This is a genomic window from Snodgrassella gandavensis, assembly GCF_914768025.1.
Classification (GTDB): domain Bacteria; phylum Pseudomonadota; class Gammaproteobacteria; order Burkholderiales; family Neisseriaceae; genus Snodgrassella; species Snodgrassella gandavensis.
Map to the genome: position 1 here is coordinate 23,696 of NZ_CAJZCE010000017.1, position 20,739 is coordinate 44,434.

Consider the following 20,739-nt stretch of genomic DNA (forward strand, 5'->3'; position numbering starts at 1 on the left):
AGGTAATATTAGTAATGATGATGAAATTGGCGTTTGCTTTTTTATATGTGCTGCAATTACTGCCGTTGTGTATGATTCATGCACTGGCACGATGTGTGGGCTGGTTAAGTTATTATGCGGTAGCGCTGCGGCGGCGCATTGGCCTGATTAATTTGCGCCAATGTTTTCCCGAATGGACAGAACGGCAGCGGCGCAAGGTACTGCGTGAACATTTCTATCATATGTCCATGCTGTTACTGGAATATGGCCTATACTGGTATGGCGATGCCCGACGGTTGAAAAAGCTGGTGCGCTATCAGGACAAGCATTATCTGGATGATGCACTGGCTGCCGGTGAGAAAGTGATTTTACTCTATCCGCACTTTACTGCTTTTGAGGCGGCGGTGTATGCCCTCAATCAGGATGTTCCTCTGATTAGCGTCTATTCACACCAGAAAAACAAGCAGATGGATGAGCAAATTCTCAAAGGCCGCCAGCGTTATAACAATGCTTTTCTGATTGGACGTACGGAAGGGCTGCGTGCCATTATCAAGAAAATCAAAGCCAGCAGTGCGCCGTTTCTTTATCTGCCTGATCAGGATTTTGGCCGGCGTGAATCGATTTTTGTGAATTTTTTCGCTATTCCCACTGCTACGATTGCCGGTCTTAGCCGTATTGCAGCTTTAACTAAAGCTAAGGTTATTCCGGCAATTCCTACCCGTGAAGCGGATGGCAGTGTGACCTTGCGTTTTTATCCGCAGTGGGAAAATTTCCCCAGTAAAGACATCGTTGCCGATACCCAGCGCATGAATGATTTTATTGAGGCACGGGTGCGCGAACAGCCGTCACAGTATTACTGGCTACATAAACGTTTCAAAACTCGCCCAGAGGGCGAGGCATCGTTTTATCAGAAAATTCACAAATAAAAACCGGCTATCCGCGCTACAGCAAACAGCCGGGCAAAAAATACTGCTGCCATGAGTTGATTCTCTGGCAGCAGTTGTTTATTCAGACACCTGATAACGCTATAGACTGGCCGATATAAGCATCGTTATGTAGTGCTTTCAGCATAAAATGAGCCACATCCGCACGGGCAATGCGGCCGCTGCCCGTTGGAATGCCCTGTGCTGCTTCAACATAATGACCAGAAAGGGCATCATGAGTTAAGCCAAGCGGGCGCACAATCGTTGCGTCCAGACCAGCCGCCTGAATCTGCTCAATTGCAACACGATGATCGGCCAGCGGATGGCGTAGAAATTCCATTGCTGCCTGACCACGTTCACCTTCCAGCTCATTATCCACACCGGCGGAAGCGCAGTAGACGATGCGTTTAATGCCATGTTGCTGCAATTGCGGAGCAATATTGCTGAGCATGCGCTGCAAATCATTACCCGGTTTGACCCCCTGATTGGTGTTCAGGGCTGAGGCCACTGCATCGTAATGGCTGTTAGCGGCAAACAGTGCCACAACATCAGTAGCCTCAAACGCATCACAGCGGCGAATATGCAAGTTGGGATGCTGTAAGTTGAGTTTTTCCGGTGTGCGCACTGCCGCAGTAATTTCATCACCATTGGCTAGTGCCTGCTCAACTAAAGACCTGCCAACGCCACCAGTGGCTCCAAAAACCAGAATATGCATCAATGTTCTCCCGCTAAATAGTCAGAATCAGTTTAATAAACCGATGGTATAAAAATAGTCCCGATAAATGGCTGCTTTACGTTCCAGTGCGAGCGGATAGGCACGCGAAGAAGAGGGCAGTCTAGATAAAGTTAGATGTCGGCCAGCCAGTGTGGTATCACTGGAATGGCCGATAGTTGGTGCAGCTGTACCGGCTGGCAGAAGCTGTAGTAGTGTGCTGGTGGCCTTGTCACCGGTAGTCATTATGTGCTGACAATCCGGAATCTGTGCCAGTAAGGCCGGTAAATCTACTGGGGTAACCACTTCGAGAAACTTGTCTGCTGCATTGTTTTGCAGGCGCCTGATCTGATAGGCAGTATCATTAATAGCAATGCCGCGTTCAGACAAAAAAGCACGGATTAAGGGCTCATTAAATGCTTTATTGTTTTCGGTAAAGAAATAGTGTTTGTCCTGAAAAAACACCAGCCCAAAAATGCGCCACATATCATTTTGTAGATTGGGATAGTAAAAGTTCATTTTCCAGCGTGCAGTTGGTGGCGGGAATGAACCCAGCATCAGCAGCCGCGCACTGGCTGGTAGAAACGGTGCCAGTGGATGTGTTTCAACTATTATTTCAGCCATAAATACCCATAGCGTAATGGTGTTGTCTAACAGCGGCCAAACAGGCAGGCAACCATATGTGCCTGTTCTTCTGTATAACCCGGTTCGCCCAGTCGCGCCGCCATCACCCATTCATTGGAAAAGCCCTGCTGGCCACTGTATTCATGCCACAGGCGCTGCTGTTCGGCTTTATTGTCATTTTTAATGGCCACTTGCATGCGTTGCTTGATGTTCAGTGGTATAGAATCACTCATCATAACCTCCGTAAGTTTCAGATAAGTTGCCCCTGATTTTCATAGCGGCGGTGAAACCATATCAGACAGGCACAACCGCATAATGTCAGTGGTACACCCAGTAATGCCGGATATTGATAGCCCCAGTGCTGGCTGATGGCCAGCCCACCGCTATATGAACCAATGGCATTCCCCAGATTAAATGCCATCTGTACACTGGCTGCACCAAGCAGTGCACCGCCCGGGGAATGGCGCAGCAATAATAATTGCTGCGGTGCCGATACCGCAAACAGGCAGAATGTACACATACACATCAGTGTTGCCGACAACCAGCCAGTTGAAGCAAACAGAAAAATTAGTAGCAGCGCCACAGCCGCCAGCCCCTGCAAACTGGCGGCTACCTGTCCCGGCGTATAGCGGTCTGACAAACGGCCACCACACCAGTTGCCAGCTACCATACCGGCACCAGCCAGTATCATTAACAAACTAACCTGATTGCCACTGAAACCGGATATCTGCGTCAATAACGGGCTGATATAACTGAACCAGCAGAAGATTCCGCCATTACCTAAAGTAGTGGCCGCCAGAATCAGCCACGGTGCCGCCGATTTCAGAAAATGGAATTGTCCCAGAATACCGGTATCTGGTAGCCGTTCTATTGGTGGAATAAAACGCTGCAAAGTAAACACTAGCACAATTGCCACTACGGCGACCAAAGTAAATACCAGCCGCCAGCTTAAATGCAGACTCAGCCATGTGCCGACCGGAACACCAAGCAGATTGGCTACTGTCATGCCGGCAATCATCATGGCTACCGCCTGCGCCGAACGTCCGGGAGGCGCCAGTTTGGTAGCGACAATCGAGCCGATGCCAAAATAGGCGCCATGTGGCAAGCCGGAAATAAAACGTGCCACCAGCAAAGTTATATAGCCGGGTGCCATGGCCGCCAGTAGATTACCAATCGCAATCAGTACCGCCAAGGACAGCAGAATGGTTTTGGGCGGTAAGCGGTAACTTAATACCAGCAGCCATGCTCCACAGCATACACCAAGCGCATAAGCAGCAATAAAATGTCCGGCCTGTGCAATATCGATACCAAGTGAAATGGCCACATCTGGCAGAATACCCATCATACTGAATTCTGCCATGCCTAGCGCAAATGTGCCTAACGACAACGAAAGTAAGCTTTTTAATAACATGATAATCTACAGCCATAGTTCGTTCAGCTATAAACAGCAAGTTTAGACGCAGCTTGCCTGCTTGTCACTTTTCGTGCACATAAATGCCACCACAGGCTGTATACACGCGATGGTCAATTGACTTTCCACCAGTGTGAGCAGCTATGCAAATAACAGTCAAGACAATGTACTTGGCAGCAGCCAGAGTGCAGATTTCTGCAATGGCAGTCAGATAATAGTTAACAAAAGTTGTATAGGTTGCCTGTGAGAGGGTTGGTTGATTGCGCCAGCCAGAATCATAGCCAGAATCAAAATTGCTCATATCATAACAGTATCGGCACTGCTGTTTCGTATACAGCAGTACTTATGGGAGCTATTTGTCAGGGCAATTTGTTGTTTATGGCGTCTTTAAAATTTCTGGGATTAAATCAGGCTGAGGTAAGAAACAGCTAAAAATGTATTAATTTAAGGTGTAATATGGAACATATTAATATGTAAATAATTTAGAATTTACTGCTGGAGTAGACAGAAATGAAGAAGATAATCGTGCAGTTTTCAACAATTAATGCTTTGATGGCAGGATTGTTTGATGGGGTATTCGGTGTTAGGGAAGCAAAAAAACATGGTGATTTTGGTTTGGGCTGCTCGCATGCACTTGCCGGTGAGGTAATTATTGATAAGGATTTTCTGGAAGCAGACGGTGATAAAGCGGTAAAGGTCATGAGTGACGATGAGCTTTTGCCATTTGTACAGATAACAACGTTTCAGCCGGATAAGGTAGTGGATATCATCGATGTAAGTAAAAATAATCTGTATACACATCTAGCGCACTATTTGCCACTGGATAATGTATTTGTGGCCGTAAAAATCAGTGGCCGCTTAATAAGCTGAAAATCCGCCGTCCGTTTGCGCAGCAGAAACCTTATCCGTCTGTAGTCAAGGTATTTGAACAGCAGGTAGTAGATACTGTAGAGGATGTAAGCGGTACATTAATTGGTTTCTGGACACCGGAATTTTTCAAGGAGCTATCAGTAGCCGGTTTTCATCTGCATTTTATTGATATCACGCGCAAATTGGGCGGGCATGTAATTGATTTTATGGCCAGTAAGGCTGAGCTGGCGTTTGAGCGCAAGCAAGCGGTAGAAATTGTGCTGCCTGAGGACGAGGAATATTTGCGCAAAAACCTGAAAATGAATGATCTAAATAATGTTATTAAACAGGTAGAAAATTAATCTAGGCGTGTTACACTATTTTCCGGTTATCTGGAATAGATTTAAGGGGTGTACGGTAAAATTTACAGGTACTACTGGATAACTTGCCTGCTATTTGTGCTGAAAGTGTAAACCATGAAAAAAATAATCTGTGGGCTATTCTGCCTGTGTTTGCTGGCCGGCTGTAACCGGCAATCAGCGGATTCAGCCACCGCTTCATCTGAAACTGCCAGCCAGCCTGCGCATATGCCGCTGGCGATTGACCCGGCGTTGACAACATCTGTTGATCAGCAGTTGCTGGCGTTACAGAAGAAGCTGCCACAGAAGCATAACCAGATTATGTTTAACGCAGCAGTACGGCATAACCAGACAATTTATTATTCGTATACGATGCTTGATAGCAAGCGTACTCAGAATAATTTTAATGTGGCCGCGGCGAAAAAAGATTTACAGCAGAATTGCCGCCAACCGCTGACTCGGCGTATGTTGCTGGGTGGATTTAATTTTGTGTATGTTTATACGTTTCAGGATCATTCACAGGTGAGTGTGCCGCTGTCTGGCAAAGATTGTCGCTAGAGGTGTCGCTCGGCTTGATGATTGCTTTCTGACTGACATAAACAAGGGGGCAGTTAATGCCCCCCTGTTATTAAGTGATTGCCTTTACAGTTACTGTTTCAAACGGGCAAAGGCCGCAGCCATGGCATTATCTGCACTGCTGGGCTTGTGTGGCGTTTTGCCATTCTGTTTGCGCGGGCGTTCGTTGCGTTGAGATGCTGCCTGAGCATCGTCATTCAGACGCATGGACAGAGCAATACGTTTGCGCGGTATATCAACTTCGATTACTTTAACCTTAACAACATCACCGGCTTTAACAATATCGCGCGGGTCGGCAATGTAACGGTCGGCCAGTGCGGAAACATGTACCAGTCCGTCCTGATGGACACCAATATCAACAAAGGCGCCAAATGCAGCCACATTACTGACCACGCCTTCAAGTATCATGCCGGGCTGAAGGTCGGTAATGTCTTCCACACCGTCGGCAAAGGTGGCGGTTTGAAATTCACCACGTGGGTCGCGGCCGGGTTTTTCCAGTTCGGCCAGAATATCGTTAATGGTAGGCAGCCCCACATTGGCATCAATGTAATCGGCGGGTTTCAGTGCCTTGAGCACGCTGTGGTTGCCAATAAGCTGGTCGGCACGCAGTTGCGCTGTCTGGAGCATTCTGGCAACGATGGGATAACTTTCGGGATGGACGGCACTGGCATCCAGTGGCTCATCTCCACCCTGAATGCGCAGAAAGCCGGCTGCCTGCTCAAAAGTTTTGCTACCCAGACGCGGGACCTTAAGCAGATTCTGACGATTGACGAAAGCGCCGTTCTGGTCGCGGTAGCTGACAATATTCTGTGCCAGTGTGTTGTTTAGGCCGGAAATGCGAGCCAGCAGTGCAACTGAGGCAGTGTTCACATCTACGCCCACTGCATTCACGCAGTCTTCGACTACCGCGTCCAGACTTTTGGCTAGCTGGCTCTGGTTGACATCATGCTGATACTGGCCAACGCCAATGGATTTGGGATCGATTTTAACCAGTTCTGCCAGTGGGTCTTGCAGACGGCGGGCGATGGAAACCGCTCCGCGCAGGCTAACATCCAGATTGGGAAATTCTTTAGCGGCCAGTGCCGAAGCAGAATAAATGGATGCACCAGCTTCGGATACAACGATTTTTTGTAGCTGGTAATCAGGTAGGGCGCGAATCAGTTCGCCGGCCAGTTTGTCAGTTTCGCGGCTGGCAGTGCCGTTGCCGATGGCAATCAATTGGACTTTATGCTGTTTAACCAGATGCATCAGTATAGTTAGTGCGCCTTTCCAGTCGTTACGCGGTTGATGCGGGTAGATGGTGGCGGTTTCCAGCAGCTTGCCGGTATCATCGACCACGGCTACTTTCACACCAGTACGGATGCCGGGGTCAAGCCCGATGGTGGTAAGGCGACCGGCCGGTGCGGCCAGCAGTAAATCTTTCAGGTTTTGAGCAAAAACGCTAATGGCAGCCTGATCTGCATTTTCTTTTAGTCGGTTCAGTGCTTCCAGTTCCAGTGACAGGAAGATTTTGGCACGCCAGCTCAAGCGTACGGTGTCGCGTAACCAGCGGTCGGCGGCACGTCCCATATCAGCAATGCCAAACTGTTGCGCAATCAGTTGTTCGTAAATACTCTGTTCGCTCAGTGGGGTGTCATCTGGCTGGTATTTCAGACTGAGTGCCAGTATACCTTCATTGCGGCCGCGCAATATGGCCAGTGCACGGTGACTGGGCATACTGTGAATCGGTTCGCGGTGATTAAAGTAGTCTTTGAATTTCTCGCCGGCACTTTCCTGACCTTCGAGTATCGTGGCATGGATTTCTCCTTCACGCCACAATTTATCACGTAAGCGCCCAATAAGATTGGCATCTTCGGCAAATTGTTCCATTAGAATTGCACGCGCGCCATCCAATGCCGCCTTGCTATCGGCTACGTTGTCGTTCAGATAGCTTTGTGCGGCGCTTTCCGGATTCAGGTCTGGCTGCGTGAGTAGGGCTTCTGCTAGTGGTGCCAGCCCATGCTCACGGGCAATCTGGGCTTTAGTACGGCGTTTGGGTTTGTAGGGAAGGTAAATATCTTCCAGTGCGGTTTTGTTATCAACTGCTGCTATGGTCTGTCGCAATTCATCAGTGAGTTTGCCCTGTTCTTCGATACTGGATAAGACTGTCTGTTTGCGTTCCTGTAATTCTCGCAGATATTGTAGTCTTTCGGCGAGGGTACGTAGTTGAGTATCATCCAGGCCTCCTGTGGCTTCCTTGCGGTAACGTGCCACAAACGGTACAGTGGCGCCATCATCCAGCAGGTCAATCGCTGCTTGAATCCGTGCAGAAGCAACATTCAGTTCTGAAGCAATTTTCTCAGTGATGTTCATAACAATTTAATATGCAATAAAAAAGGCAAGCATAGCTGGCTATAGTGGCTTTGTCACCTGTTCCTGTTCGTGAATATCGCCATAAGGTATAGTGAGTTGCCTGTATCAGTAAAAAAGGCTATTTGTCTGAGACAAATAGCCGTGAATATTGCTTAGATTAGATGGGTTTATCTGGCGACCGGATAAGTGCCGGGTATCAGGATATCCGTATTGACGGTTTTGATATCAGTATGACCGGTAAAGGCCATGGTGGTATCCATCTCATCGTAGATGATTTCCAGTGCGCGTGTTACTCCGTCTTCACCATATGCACCCAGACCATACAGGAAGGCGCGGCCAATCAATGTACCTTTGGCACCCATGGCAATGGCTTTAAGAACGTCCTGTCCACTGCGGATTCCACTGTCCAGCCAGACTTCAATGTCATTACCTACCGCAGAGATAATATTGGGTAAAGCATGGACAGTAGACGGCGCACCATCAAGCTGGCGGCCGCCGTGGTTAGATACCACAATCGCATCTGCACCGGATTTCACCGCCATTTCGGCATCTTCGGCATCCAGAATGCCTTTGATAATCAGTTTGCCACCCCATAAATCCTTGATTTCTTCAATGTCTTTCCAGCTCAGGCGTGGGTCAAACTGTTCGGATGTCCATGAGGACAGTGAGGTCATGTCAGCTACGCCTTTGGTATGGCCAACGATGTTGCGGAAAGTACGGCGTTGGGTATTGAGCATGGCCAGACACCATTCTGGTTTGGTAGCCAGATTCAACCAGTTGCGCAGGGTTGGTTTTGGTGGGGTAGATAAGCCGTTTTTGATATCTTTGTGGCGTTGTCCCAATACCTGTAAATCGGCAGTAACCACCAATGCTGAACATTGAGCAGCCTGAGCACGACGAATCAGGTCGCGCATGAATTCACGGTCACGCATCACATATAGTTGAAACCAGAAAGGGGCGCTGGTATTTTCAGCAACATCTTCGATGGAGCAGACAGACATGGTAGACAGAGTGAATGGTACGCCGAATTTTTCTGCCGCCCGCGCCGCCAGAATTTCACCATCAGCGTGTTGCATACCGGTTAGTCCTGTCGGTGCCAGTGCCACAGGCATTTTTACTTGTTGCCCTACCATCGTGGTTTCTAGTGTACGGCCGGTCATGTCGGTCAGTACGCGCTGACGAAGCTTAATTCCTTGAAAATCATCACTATTGGCATGATAGGTAGATTCTGTCCACGAACCGGTATCGGCATAATCGTAAAACATTTTCGGTACTTTGCGCTTAGCAACTTTGCGCAAATCTTCGATACAGGTCATCTTGCTTAATTTGTTTTGCATGTGGTTACCTATTTTCAAATTTTCTTGATGGGAATAGTTTTAACTGGACAAGATAAAGTTATACATCAATTCTATCTGGTTGTAATCACTGTCATTGATTTTTGTCGGCATTTAAACTGGTGAGGGCTGCCAATAATCAGACAACACGAGATAGTTTATAAATCATCACCATAATCAGAAGCAGCAGGCAGCTAATGCCAATCAGCATTGTCCAAGGTCCCCAGCGCTGCGTACGTCCACAAAATCCAGCCGTTAATATGGCACAGCAGATGCCGAGTAGGATTAGCAAAATATAAAAGTCCATCTTCTGCTCCAGTAGAATTACTTTGTTGTAAATAATTGATACGATTATTGTAACGGTCAGCCTCCTAACATGTTAGTTTTTTACAGATACAATTATTGTATATAGTATCAGTCCATATATGATATGTATTCATCTGTGTAAAATACTTGGCAGGCAGCAATACCAAAACTGTGGTTTGAACACCAAAAATATCAGGGTGAATGTAATCGTTCTTATCTGCCTGAACAATTGGTCACACAAAATAGGCTTTATCTGTTACAAATTATCCATAAAATAAAACCCCACTCGTAAGTGGGGTTGTACATATAAGGAGAAAAAATTAGTCTTTTTTCTCTTTGTCTTTTACTTCTTCAAATTCAGCATCGACGATATCGTCGTTGCCTTTGTTTTGTGGCTGTTCTGCTTGAGCGCCAGCCTGCTGACCTTCGGCCTGTGCCTGAGCATACATCATTTCGCCCAGTTTCTGGCTGGCTGTACCCAAAGCCTCAGCTTTAGCATCAATTGCAGCTTTGTCTTCGCCTTTAACAGCTTCTTCAGCTTCCTTGATGGCTGCTTCAATTTTTTCTTTCTCAGCAGCATCCAGTTTGTCGCCGTATTCACTTAGAGATTTCTGTACAGAGTGAATCAAGGCTTCAGCCTGATTGCGGCTGCTTACCAGTTCAGCCAACTTGCGGTCTTCTTCAGCATTGGCCTCTGCATCTTTTACCATGCGTTCGATTTCTTCTTCACTCAAGCCAGAAGAAGCCTGAATAGTAATATTGGCTACTTTGCCAGTGCCTTTATCTTTAGCAGATACATGCAGGATACCATTGGCGTCAATGTCAAAAGTTACGTCTACCTGTGGAACACCACGCGGAGCTGGCGGAATATCACTCAGGTTAAACTGTCCCAGACTCTTATTGGCAGAAGCACGTTCACGTTCACCCTGTAATACATGGATAGTTACAGCACTCTGGTTGTCTTCAGCGGTAGAAAATGTCTGCGTTGCCTTGGTAGGAATGGTGGTATTTTTATTGATGAGTTTAGTCATCACACCGCCCATGGTTTCAATACCCAGAGACAATGGCGTTACGTCCAGCAACAATACGTCGTTACGGTCACCAGCCAGTACCGCACCCTGAATCGCAGCACCTACAGCAACGGCTTCATCCGGATTAACGTCACGACGTGGTTCCTTGCCAAAGAAGTCTTTAACCGCTTCCTGTACTTTTGGCATACGGCTCTGACCGCCTACCAGAATCACATCGTTAATTTCGTTTACGCTCAGGCCGGCATCTTTAATTGCGGTGCGGCATGGTTCGATAGAACGAGTAATCAGGTCTTCTACCAGACTTTCGAATTTGGCACGGGTAATTTTCATGGCCAAATGTTTCGGGCCAGAAGCATCCATGGTGATGTAAGGCAGGTTGATTTCAGTCTGCTGGCCGCTGGACAGTTCGATTTTGGCTTTTTCCGCAGCTTCTTTCAGACGCTGTAAGGCCATTACATCATTTTTCAGGTCGATGCCCTGATCTTTTTTGAATTCATCAATGATGTAGTTAATCAGACGCTGGTCAAAATCTTCACCACCGAGGAACGTATCACCATTGGTGGCCAATACTTCAAACTGTTTGTCGCCATCAATTTCAGCGATTTCAATAATGGAAATATCAAACGTACCACCACCAAGGTCATAAACGGCAATCTTGCGGTCGCCTTTTTCACCTTTATCCATACCAAAAGCCAGAGCCGCAGCGGTTGGTTCATTAATAATACGTTTTACGTCCAGACCAGCAATACGGCCGGCATCTTTAGTCGCCTGACGCTGGCTATCATTAAAATAGGCCGGTACGGTAATCACAGCTTCAGTTACTGTTTCACCCAGATAATCTTCAGCTGCTTTTTTCATTTTGCGCAATACTTCAGCAGAAACCTGCGGAGGTGACAGTTTTTCACCATGCGCTTCTACCCATGCGTCGTTGTTGTTGGCCTTAACAATCTGGAAAGGCATGGATTTGATATCGCGCTGTACTTCAGCATCATCAAATTTACGGCCAATCAGACGTTTTACCGCGTAAACAGTGTTCTTCGGGTTAGTTACAGCCTGACGTTTGGCTGGGGCACCCACCAGAATTTCGTTATCGTCCAGATAAGCTACAATGGAAGGTGTAGTACGTGCACCTTCAGCATTTTCTATTACCTTAGTCTGGCCACCTTCGGAAATGGCAACACAAGAGTTGGTAGTACCCAGGTCAATACCGATTACTTTTGCCATAATTTAAAAATCTCCTAATGATTTAATTTCGTAATTTGCGCCGTTATCGTACGGCTGCAAATACAGTAGTTCAAAACCACCGCTATACTATTGCTAATGCATCGTAAATGGGTATGCCCGGGATGATTTCAAGCATAGTTTTGCAAATTTTATCTAAATAATAGCTTGGTAAAAGTCTGCTTTAATATCAATAGCGTTTGCTTACATGGTTATATGTTATATTCATTCAGGCTTGAACAGTAAAATCGTTCTATTTTTGCCAATACCGTCTGATAATTTTTTGCGCTATATCAGACGGTATTTTGCAATAAGAGTTTACAATCACTCTTAATATTAATGATTACTGTCTGGCTGTATCTATATCTTCATGATTTAGGAGTATGTTGTATGCCTGTAAAAATTGGGTTTAAACCCATTCCCGCTGCCATAGCGCTGTTAATCAGCCTGATTATCTGGTTTGCCATACCGGTACCAGAAGGGGTTTCACCTCAGGCATGGCATTTATTGGCCATGTTTGTTGGCGTGATTGCAGCCATCATTGGCAAAGCCATGCCAATTGGCGCGCTATCCATTATTGCCATTATGTTGGTGGCATTAACTGGTGTCACCGCAGAAACCCCCGACATGGCCATGAAGGATGCCCTGAGCAGCTTCGGTAATTCGCTGATTTGGCTGATCGGTGTGGCTATCATGATTTCACGTGGTTTGTTAAAAACCGGCTTGGGTGCACGTGTTGGCTATCTGTTTATTGGTTTGTGGGGTAAACGCACCTTGGGTGTTGCCTATAGTCTGGCCGTAGTGGAATTGTTACTGGCTCCGGTTACACCAAGTAATACAGCCCGTGGTGGTGGCATTATTCATCCAATCATGAAATCCATTGCATCCAGCTATGATTCTGACCCAGAAAAAGGTACAGAAAAGCGCATGGGTAAATTTCTGGCACTAGTAAATTACCACGCCAATCCCATTAGCTCAATCATGTTTATTACTGCTACTGCGCCTAATCCATTAATTGTGGATCTTGTAGCCAAGGCAACAAACAATAATATTCATCTATCCTGGGGTACATGGGCACTGGCCATGTTATTGCCCGGTCTGGTAGCCATGTTCCTGATGCCACTGATTATATATTGGATGTATCCGCCTGAAATCAAGCAGACTCCGAATGCGGTTGCATTTGCTAAAGAACGCCTGAAAGAACAAGGACCAATGACCCGTGATGAAAAAATCATGCTGGGTATTTTTGCAGTATTGCTGATTCTGTGGGCAGGTATTCCGGCCATGCTGTTGGGTAAATTCCTTGAGGTTGTCCCACCTGTCTTTATGGTTGACCCAACCACTACCGCGTTCATTGGTTTATCACTATTATTGTTAACCGGTGTATTAAGCTGGGACGACATCCTAAAAGAAAAAAGTGCATGGGATACCATTACTTGGTTTGCTGCACTGGTAATGATGGCGACTTTCCTGAATAAACTGGGGCTGATTACTTGGTTCTCCGGTGTACTGGAAAGCAGTATTGGTAGTCTGGGTATGGGCTGGATGGGTGCATGTGCACTGTTATTACTGGCTTATATGTATGCACACTATATGTTTGCTAGTACCACCGCACATATCACAGCTATGTTTGCTGCCTTCTATTCTGCTGGACTGGCACTGGGCGCACCTCCAATGCTGTTTGCACTAATGATGGCTGCCGCTTCCAGTATCATGATGACGCTTACCCATTACGCTACCGGTACTTCACCAGTGGTATTCGGTTCTGGCTATGTTACCTTGGGTGAATGGTGGAAAGTTGGTTTCATCATGAGCGTAATTGAACTGATGATATTTGTTGTTGTCGGTGGTATATGGTGGAAAGTTCTGGGTTACTATTAATCTAGGTCTGTTCATCCTCACAGGCTGCCAGAAAATATGGCAGCCTGTTTTGTTGTTTAAAATCAAATTCAATGGTTTTAACAGGAATTTCACTTGTTGCTTCTGTCTGGGATCGGTTATGATGCATTGCCTTAAGGGAGTAGTTGCACAGGTGGTTTTTCCAGTACCTGTGGTTACGGTCAACATATTTGCAGCATTTGCTGTATGGTCGTAACGTCTGACCAAATGGTGGATTAACGAGACTTGAGACAGGATAAAACCGCTATGGCGGGCGTTTTATCATGTCTTTTGTCTTTAAGCCCGCCAACGGTATTCTAAAAATGATTCATGCTTTTCTGTCTTCTGTTATACCAGTCGCTTTGGCTGAAATTGGTGACAAAACTCAATTACTGACTTTATTTCTTGCTACCCGCTTTGCACGAAAATATGCCATTATCGCCGGTATGCTATGTGCTACCCTGCTTAATCATATTGTTTCTGCTTGGTTTGGGGTTGAAGTAGCGCGTTTTTTTACGCCCCAATTAATGGGCTGGGTAGTTGGGTTCAGTTTTCTGGTAGTTGGCTTATGGCTGTTAAAACCAGATAAAGATGATGGGGTCGATACCCGTTTTATGCGCTATGGTCCATTTGTGGCTACAGCAGTATTGTTTTTTCTGGCAGAAGTAGGAGATAAAACCCAAATCGCCACAATATTACTGGCCGCTCAATATCGTGATTTGTACTCAGTAGTGTTGGGCAGTACCGTAGGCTTATTATTGGCTAATGTTCCAGTGATATTTTTTGGCAACTGGCTGATGCAACGCTTACCTCTCAATCGAATCCGCATAGGTGCCTGTTTCTTGTTTTGTCTTTTAGGTATCATTACCCTGATACAGACATGGTTAAACTAAAATATCAGGCATGACTGAGCAGATTGATTAATATTACCGGACTCATCAAAATACCATGCAAAAACAGTTAAAACGCTGTGACTGGGTTAAAGCAGATCCTCTCTATCAGCATTATCATGATAATGAATGGGGGCAGGTGCAGAAAGACGGACAAAAGCTGTTTGAAAAAATCTGTCTGGAAGGCCAGCAGGCCGGCTTATCATGGATTACCGTGTTAAAAAAACGCGATGAATACCGGCGCTGTTTTTACAATTTTGATCCACATAAAATTATTACCATCACAGATATCAAACCATTACTACAAAATCCGGGATTGATTCGCCATCCGGCTAAATTGCAGGCCATTATAAATAACGCCCACGCCTATCTCTCCATGCAGCGGCATGGAGAGGATTTTGCCCGTTTTATCTGGTCGTTTGTCAATCATCAACCAGTTATCAATCACTATAAACTTTTATCTGAAGTGCCAGCCCAGACAAAAGTCAGCGCTGCCATGTCCAAAGCGTTAAAAAAACGCGGCTTCAGCTTTGTCGGACCTACTACTTGCTATGCATTCATGCAATCAATGGGACTAGTAAATGATCATTTAACTAGCTGTTTTTGTGCTCAGCATTAAAAAAGCCAGTTTGTACACATCATCATATCATCAGAATAAACTCAACATTCAACCGCAATAAATACACAAATTAAAAAATCATATGCAAACAATAAAAGCTGCGATAAAAAGCATAAGCACAGTAAATAATTTGTCGTACAATCAGATCCCTTGATGGAATATACAGATTTATTAATTAATTAACCTAATCAGGGTAGTTAATCTATTTGTTTTTATTGTTTAATAGTTTAGTTTAGACCCAATGAGCCATTGCCATGCAAAACAAGTTCAGACTTGGTCTTTATTTTAGTGTCTGCGTACTGTTATCAGGTTATTTAACCCCAGTTTTGGCTGAAGATAAAACAGCAGCATCTGCGGCTAGCGAACCTGCGCCGATAACTTGGTATGCATGCCCGCTGGCAAATAATCATGTCAGCTACACAACTAAACCATTAGATGTTCAATGCCAGATTGCCAAACATCCGCCCACAGACAGCGATGATTTAAAAAAACATTCTCTGGAAAATCAGAATGCTCCCGGCTTAGAGCAGTTACAACGTCTCTGGTATAGTGCTGAATTTGGTCGTGACAGCGATTTAATGAAAGTACCGCCAACACCTAAAATGGGTATTTTGCTGCGCCAGCAAACACCCAAACCAGATACCACCACTGCAATTAAAAATAAAAATAACGCGGCTACAGTACCAGCAAAAATAATTGTAGTACCCAAATTAACCCCAAAGCAGCTAGTACAACGTGATATTACCAGTGAACAACGTGCGCTAGCGACAGCTCAGCAGCAACTGCGTCGAGCACAAAAACAAGGCATTGTTGCCCAAATTCAGCGCTGGCAGCAAAATGTCACCGACCGTCAGGCCAATATCCGCGTATTGAAACAAGAGTTAAGCCGATACTAAAAATAAACCAATAACCATATTTCAAAGTATAGGCAATAACCAGTAATCAAACTTGTAGCCAGAACGTTACCGGTCCATCATTAACCAAAGAAACCTGCATATTTGCTGCAAAAATTCCAGTTTTAGTAATAAGCTGTTTTTGGCACAACTCAACAAAATAATTATACAAACGATTAGCTTCAGCAGGCATTGCACCTTTAGTAAAACTTGGTCTCGTACCTTTTTTGGTATCAGCGGCAAGAGTAAATTGTGATACAACCAATAGCTGCCCATTCACCTGCTTAACATTCAAATTCATTTTATCATCCTGATCACTAAAAACCCGGTAACCAAGTACCTTGTCACAAAGACGTTCAGCTTTTTGTTGATCATCACCCTGTTCAACACCTAACAGAATCAGCAGCCCATGTTCTATCTGGCCGACAATTTCAGCGTTTACACAGACACTGGCTTGTTTAACACGTTGTATTAATGCAATCATTGAATATCCTGTTTAAAATCTATCTAATTTTTTTAATTTCTTTCCCTTTAGACGATTATTCTATCAGTACAGATTAAAAAAACACCATACAGGCAAGTAACCAAACACTATCCATCTGGTACCAATCAGAAAATCCAACCCAATAAAAAACGCCTGCTTAAGTACAGGCGTTTTTTATTATGACAATAAGGCTTAATCAAAATCATGAATAAACTGTACTCCGGTTAACCGCGAGGACAGAATAGCTGATTTAATCATGCGTAAGGCTTTGGGGCGAACAAAATTACGTCGCGAGGCCAATATTACACGTCGTTCTGGTGTCGGATTGGAAAAAGGAATAATACTGAATAACAGATGGTCATTTTCCGTTAATGCTGTAGCAGGCATCACGCTAATACCCAAACCACTGGCAACCATATGCCGAATAGTATTAATAGAACTTCCTTGAATACTATTCGACAAACCCAAAATTTTCTGACGCGAAGCCAGTTCCTGACAGCTATCCAGTACATTATCACGCATACAATTACCCTCTGTAAGCAACAATACACGTTCTTCGCTCAGTTGTTTTGGCGTAACTTCGTCGAGCTGCTCAAAAGGATGACCTTTTGGAACAATAACAAAAAAAGGTTCATCATAGAGAGGGATGGTTTCCAGTCCCGTTTCATGAAACGGTTCAGCAGCCACAATTGCATCCAGAGCACCACGCTTGAGTGATTCCGTTAGCACATCAGTGTAATTTTCATCCAGTTGCAACGGCATTTCTGGTGCTAGCTGCCGCAATGACAAAATCAGTTTCGGTAATAAATAAGGTGCAATTGTAAAAATTAGCCCAAGCTTAAATATCCCTTCCAGCTCGCTTTGTTCCTGATTTGCCATTAGCTTGATACGATCAGCTTCCTCAAGCACCCGACGTGCCTGTAGCACAATTCGCTGGCCGGCTTCAGTTGTCATGACTTCATTACTGCTGCGGTCAAATAATGTCAGTCCTAACTCTTCTTCCAGCTTCTTAATTGCAATAGATAAAGTAGGTTGGCTCACAAAACATCGTTGGGCCGCACGTCCAAAATGTTTTTCCTGAGCTACAGCCACAATATAGCGCAATTCAGTCAGCGTCATTCACTGGCCTTTTCTTACCTGTTTCCGGTAAGGTAATATTGAGTGCCAATACATCCATACCATCTTTCTTTTCCTGAGTAATCTGAATATCATTCAAAGACACATGAACATATTTTGACAACACTTCCAATAGCTCTTTTCGCAGTGTAGGCAAATAATCCGGCGTTTGTGTAGCACGCTCTTGCGCAATAATAATCTGCAAGCGGTCGCGTGCCATCTGAGCGGATTGTTGCTTCTTGCCAAAAAGAAAATCCATTATAGACATGGCTTAACCTCCAAATAGGCGCTTGAGAAAGCCTTTTTTCTCAGCATCCAGAAAGCGGATTGGACGGTCTTCACCCAACAGGCGCGCCACCACGTCTTCATACGCGTCAGCAGCCACAGAATTCTCCTGCAAAATAACAGGCGTACCCGAATTAGAAGCCTGTAGCACATTTTGTGATTCAGGAATCACACCAATCAAAGGAATGCGCAAAATATCCTGAATATCCTGAACCGACAGCATTTCACCTTTTTCTACCCGTTCAGGCGAGTAACGCGTAATCAGTAAATGTTCTTTTACCGGAGCGCTATTCGTTTCAGCACGACGGGATTTGCTGGATAAAATCCCCAAAATACGATCAGAATCCCGTACACTGGAAATTTCCGGATTGGTGGTTACAATAGCTTCATCTGCAAAGTACAAAGCCATCAGAGCACCCTGCTCAATACCCGCCGGTGAATCACAGACCACGTAGTCGAAGCCCATCTTGCCAGTCAGGTCTTTTAAAACCTTTTCCACCCCATCCCGAGTAAGCGCATCCTTATCACGAGTTTGCGAGGCAGGTAAAACATAAAGATTGTCGCAGTGCTTATCCTTGATTAACGCCTGATTAAGAGTAGCTTCATTCTGGATAACATTAATCAGGTCATAAACCACACGGCGCTCACAACCCATAATCAAATCCAGATTACGCAAGCCTACGTCAAAATCAATTACCGCAGTTTTATGGCCGGCTAAAGCCAAACCTGTTGAAATGCTGGCACTGGTCGTGGTTTTACCAACCCCACCTTTACCTGACGTCACCACAATAATCTTTGCCACAATTAAATTCCTTTTGTTATATAAATGAATCAATCAATACATTCACAAATCAGCAACACATAAAGTTCATGAGTCTGAATAAATTAATTTGCCTGAATCGCACTGAGTACCAGCCGGTCATTTTGCAGAAAAATCTGCACCGCGTGACGATCCAGATGTGCCGGTAACTGTTGATCAAAAATACGATAAATACCTGCCACAGATACAAGTTCAGCCTGCATAGACTGGGCAAAAATACGAGTATCCTTATTACCCGCTGCGCCAGCTAAAGCCCGGCCGCGTAAAGGGCCATAAATATGAATATTGCCATCAGCAATGATTTCCGCGCCTTCGCTAACCAGCCCCAGAACAATCAAATCAGATTTTTCCGCATAAACCTGCTGCCCGGTACGAATCGTACGGTCAATAACCAGTGTTGGCAGAGCATTTGTGGCAACTGACGAAATAATTTTTTCATTATTAACATTTGCCGCTTGTGGAGACAGTGCCTCGGCTACAGCTTTAACCCGTGTATTAGCCTGCTCTTCCGGCAAAATACTAAAAGCTATATTTTGTTGTTTAGCCAAACTGGCCCATACTGCATCAGAATGACGAACAGCTATAATACGCAAATGATATCGTGCAAACAGCGCAATCAACTTTCCCAAATCCACTGTTGCCGGATTGGCAAGATTTTGCAGATCCAGAGTAAAAGGCATATTACGTAAATTACCAAAACGTTCTGCCCGTTGCTTTAATTCATAGTTAATCAAAGTCAGGTCATCAGTCAGTAACTGTACTGATAGTGCATCCAGACGCGCGGATTTCACATTAAAAGCAGCTTTCATTAACGTGTTTGCCCAAGTAAATTATGATTAGAATATAGAGTAAGTACCGAAGTGTACCGTTTTGATTAAGCGGCTTCAATTACAACCCATGACCTTAAACAAAATAATCACTCTTTAGCCGAGAAAAATTGATAATGACTGACACCTTTACCAAATCCACTCAACCAACAAAATCATATATACCACGAATAAATATCATCGGTACCGGTAAAGTTGCTTCAACACTGGCCATCATCTGGCATCAAAGTGGGCAAATCAATATACAGGCAGCCTGGAACCGCAGTTTTACAGCAGCACAGCATCTTAAGAACCACATACCGCATATTCAGCTTCACCAACAGCTAAATACCTTACCACCCGCAGATATCATAGCCATAGGTGTCAGTGATCAGGCCATAGAAACAATTAGCCAACAAATTAATCAGGCAGATTGGATAACAGCCAGCACATTAATACTTCATTTTAGCGGAGCATTAAATAGCAAAGTATTAATGTCAAACAAACAGAAAGCATTAACTGGTTCATTACATCCAGTATTTGCTTTTGCCTCAATCGAAACAGCAATGAATACATTGGCCGGCCATCTGTGCGCCATAGAAGGTGATAGTGCAGCATTACCTCTATTACAACAGCTAGCACAGGCGGCAAACCTAAACAGTTTCAGTATTGATTCTGCTCAAAAAAATCGCTATCACGCAGCACTTTCCATCAGTGCTAATTTTTTAGTCACATTAAATGCTTATGCACGCAATATATTAACTTCCCTATCCTTACCGCAAGATTTAGCAGAAAAACTGGTCAACCAGCTAATGCAGCAAAATCTGAATCAGCTGCAAATAATGTCACCAACAGAAGCATTAACCGGCCCGATAAAACGAGGCGACAGCAACACAATCGCTCACCATTGGCAAGCATTAAATTCTTCAGAGCAGGCAGTTTATAAAGCACTGGCAGAACAAACTTTAAACTTAACCACATTAAGCAGCGACAAACACCAACAGATACTGCAAATAATTTCAACAACAGATACTAAGCCATTAAAGTAAAAGAAATATATTAAGGTAGCTGCTTACACCGAAAACAATCTGAAACCAAGTGTCAAAAATAAATTATTTTAAAATCAATTTATTATTAATTTATACAAAAATAAACGGAGGAAGTAGTTGACAGCGTTTTAGGTGAGGCGTATAGTTCGCCTTCTTCGCTGATGACGCGACACGAAACGAACTAAACAGTTTAAAGTAGAACGCAGTCGAAAGCAATGCTCT

At 44.8% G+C, this 20,739-nt stretch carries 20 protein-coding genes and 1 pseudogene; 8 read left to right on the forward strand and 13 right to left on the reverse strand.

All coding sequences use genetic code 11. The annotated features are described in order from the left end of the window. Positions 1-20 precede the first annotated feature (20 nt). Positions 21-905 (forward strand): lipid A biosynthesis lauroyl acyltransferase, encoded by an 885-nt coding sequence (locus tag MJ764_RS10380; protein WP_239326798.1) that lies wholly within the window; start codon positions 21-23, stop codon positions 903-905. Between the two features lie 82 nt (positions 906-987). On the opposite strand, the gene MJ764_RS10385 is transcribed toward MJ764_RS10380, so the two are convergent. The 5 genes from MJ764_RS10385 to MJ764_RS10405 form a co-directional block, all read right to left on the reverse strand. Further along, on the reverse strand, positions 988-1,617 hold the full coding sequence (locus MJ764_RS10385) for an NAD(P)-dependent oxidoreductase (RefSeq protein WP_239326766.1): 630 nt from the start codon (positions 1,615-1,617) through the stop codon (positions 988-990). A gap of 27 nt (positions 1,618-1,644) precedes the next feature. Next, positions 1,645-2,238: a uracil-DNA glycosylase family protein gene (locus MJ764_RS10390; RefSeq protein ID WP_239326768.1), complete on the reverse strand. Its 594-nt coding sequence runs from the start codon at positions 2,236-2,238 to the stop codon at positions 1,645-1,647. Positions 2,239-2,264: 26 nt separating this feature from the next. Next, positions 2,265-2,471: a cyanate hydratase gene (locus MJ764_RS10395; protein ID WP_239326770.1), complete on the reverse strand. Its 207-nt coding sequence runs from the start codon at positions 2,469-2,471 to the stop codon at positions 2,265-2,267. 17 nt (positions 2,472-2,488) lie between these two features. Further along, positions 2,489-3,649 carry an MFS transporter gene (locus MJ764_RS10400; protein WP_239326772.1) on the reverse strand — a complete coding sequence of 387 codons (1,161 nt, stop codon included), beginning with the start codon at positions 3,647-3,649 and terminating at the stop codon, positions 2,489-2,491. A gap of 64 nt (positions 3,650-3,713) precedes the next feature. Next, positions 3,714-3,950 carry a hypothetical protein gene (locus MJ764_RS10405; protein WP_239326774.1) on the reverse strand — a complete coding sequence of 79 codons (237 nt, stop codon included), beginning with the start codon at positions 3,948-3,950 and terminating at the stop codon, positions 3,714-3,716. 251 nt (positions 3,951-4,201) lie between these two features. Here MJ764_RS10405 and budA point away from each other — a divergent pair. Both budA and MJ764_RS10415 read left to right on the forward strand, forming a co-directional pair. Then, positions 4,202-4,860, forward strand: a pseudogene (gene budA, locus MJ764_RS10410) (acetolactate decarboxylase). Positions 4,861-4,974: 114 nt separating this feature from the next. Next, entirely contained in the window at positions 4,975-5,415 is a 441-nt protein-coding gene (locus tag MJ764_RS10415) for a hypothetical protein (protein ID WP_239326776.1), read from the forward strand. 90 nt (positions 5,416-5,505) lie between these two features. Here MJ764_RS10415 and MJ764_RS10420 read toward each other — a convergent pair whose 3' ends face one another. The 3 genes from MJ764_RS10420 to dnaK form a co-directional block, all read right to left on the reverse strand. Next, a complete protein-coding gene (locus tag MJ764_RS10420; RefSeq protein ID WP_239326778.1) occupies positions 5,506-7,785 on the reverse strand; it encodes a Tex family protein in 2,280 nt (759 codons plus the stop codon). Between the two features lie 167 nt (positions 7,786-7,952). Then, on the reverse strand, positions 7,953-9,122 hold the full coding sequence (locus MJ764_RS10425; RefSeq protein ID WP_239326780.1) for an alpha-hydroxy acid oxidase: 1,170 nt from the start codon (positions 9,120-9,122) through the stop codon (positions 7,953-7,955). A 623-nt stretch (positions 9,123-9,745) separates the two neighbouring features. Continuing rightward, positions 9,746-11,680 (reverse strand): molecular chaperone DnaK, encoded by a 1,935-nt coding sequence (gene dnaK / locus MJ764_RS10430; RefSeq protein ID WP_239326782.1) that lies wholly within the window; start codon positions 11,678-11,680, stop codon positions 9,746-9,748. Positions 11,681-12,079: 399 nt separating this feature from the next. Here dnaK and MJ764_RS10435 point away from each other — a divergent pair, with 399 nt between their 5' ends. The 4 genes from MJ764_RS10435 (at position 12,080) to MJ764_RS10450 (ending at position 15,960) form a co-directional block, all read left to right on the forward strand. Beyond that, the gene (locus MJ764_RS10435; RefSeq protein ID WP_239326800.1) at positions 12,080-13,558 is read left to right on the forward strand and encodes a DASS family sodium-coupled anion symporter; all 1,479 of its coding nucleotides are present in this window, start codon (positions 12,080-12,082) and stop codon (positions 13,556-13,558) included. Positions 13,559-13,881: 323 nt separating this feature from the next. Continuing rightward, positions 13,882-14,448, forward strand: coding sequence for a TMEM165/GDT1 family protein (locus MJ764_RS10440; RefSeq protein ID WP_239326802.1), 567 nt, complete (start codon positions 13,882-13,884; stop codon positions 14,446-14,448). Between the two features lie 55 nt (positions 14,449-14,503). Further along, on the forward strand, positions 14,504-15,064 hold the full coding sequence (locus MJ764_RS10445; RefSeq protein WP_239326784.1) for a DNA-3-methyladenine glycosylase I: 561 nt from the start codon (positions 14,504-14,506) through the stop codon (positions 15,062-15,064). A 254-nt stretch (positions 15,065-15,318) separates the two neighbouring features. Continuing rightward, complete coding sequence (locus MJ764_RS10450; RefSeq protein ID WP_239326786.1) at positions 15,319-15,960, forward strand: hypothetical protein; 642 nt, start codon at positions 15,319-15,321, stop codon at positions 15,958-15,960. A gap of 46 nt (positions 15,961-16,006) precedes the next feature. Here MJ764_RS10450 and dtd read toward each other — a convergent pair whose 3' ends face one another. The 5 genes from dtd to minC all read right to left on the reverse strand — a co-directional run bounded on the left by dtd (position 16,007) and on the right by minC (position 19,471). Continuing rightward, positions 16,007-16,441: a D-aminoacyl-tRNA deacylase gene (dtd, locus tag MJ764_RS10455; protein ID WP_239326788.1), complete on the reverse strand. Its 435-nt coding sequence runs from the start codon at positions 16,439-16,441 to the stop codon at positions 16,007-16,009. A 192-nt stretch (positions 16,442-16,633) separates the two neighbouring features. Further along, entirely contained in the window at positions 16,634-17,560 is a 927-nt protein-coding gene (locus MJ764_RS10460; RefSeq protein WP_239326790.1) for a LysR substrate-binding domain-containing protein, read from the reverse strand. Continuing rightward, a complete protein-coding gene (gene minE / locus MJ764_RS10465) occupies positions 17,547-17,825 on the reverse strand; it encodes a cell division topological specificity factor MinE (RefSeq protein WP_100136785.1) in 279 nt (92 codons plus the stop codon). The genes MJ764_RS10460 and minE overlap by 14 nt, the downstream gene beginning before the upstream one ends. 3 nt (positions 17,826-17,828) lie before the next feature. Next, complete coding sequence (gene minD, locus MJ764_RS10470; RefSeq protein WP_239326792.1) at positions 17,829-18,644, reverse strand: septum site-determining protein MinD; 816 nt, start codon at positions 18,642-18,644, stop codon at positions 17,829-17,831. An 83-nt stretch (positions 18,645-18,727) separates the two neighbouring features. After that, positions 18,728-19,471 (reverse strand): septum site-determining protein MinC, encoded by a 744-nt coding sequence (minC, locus tag MJ764_RS10475; protein ID WP_239326794.1) that lies wholly within the window; start codon positions 19,469-19,471, stop codon positions 18,728-18,730. Between the two features lie 134 nt (positions 19,472-19,605). Here minC and MJ764_RS10480 point away from each other — a divergent pair, with 134 nt between their 5' ends. After that, positions 19,606-20,517: a Rossmann-like and DUF2520 domain-containing protein gene (locus tag MJ764_RS10480; protein WP_239326796.1), complete on the forward strand. Its 912-nt coding sequence runs from the start codon at positions 19,606-19,608 to the stop codon at positions 20,515-20,517. Positions 20,518-20,739 lie beyond the last annotated feature (222 nt).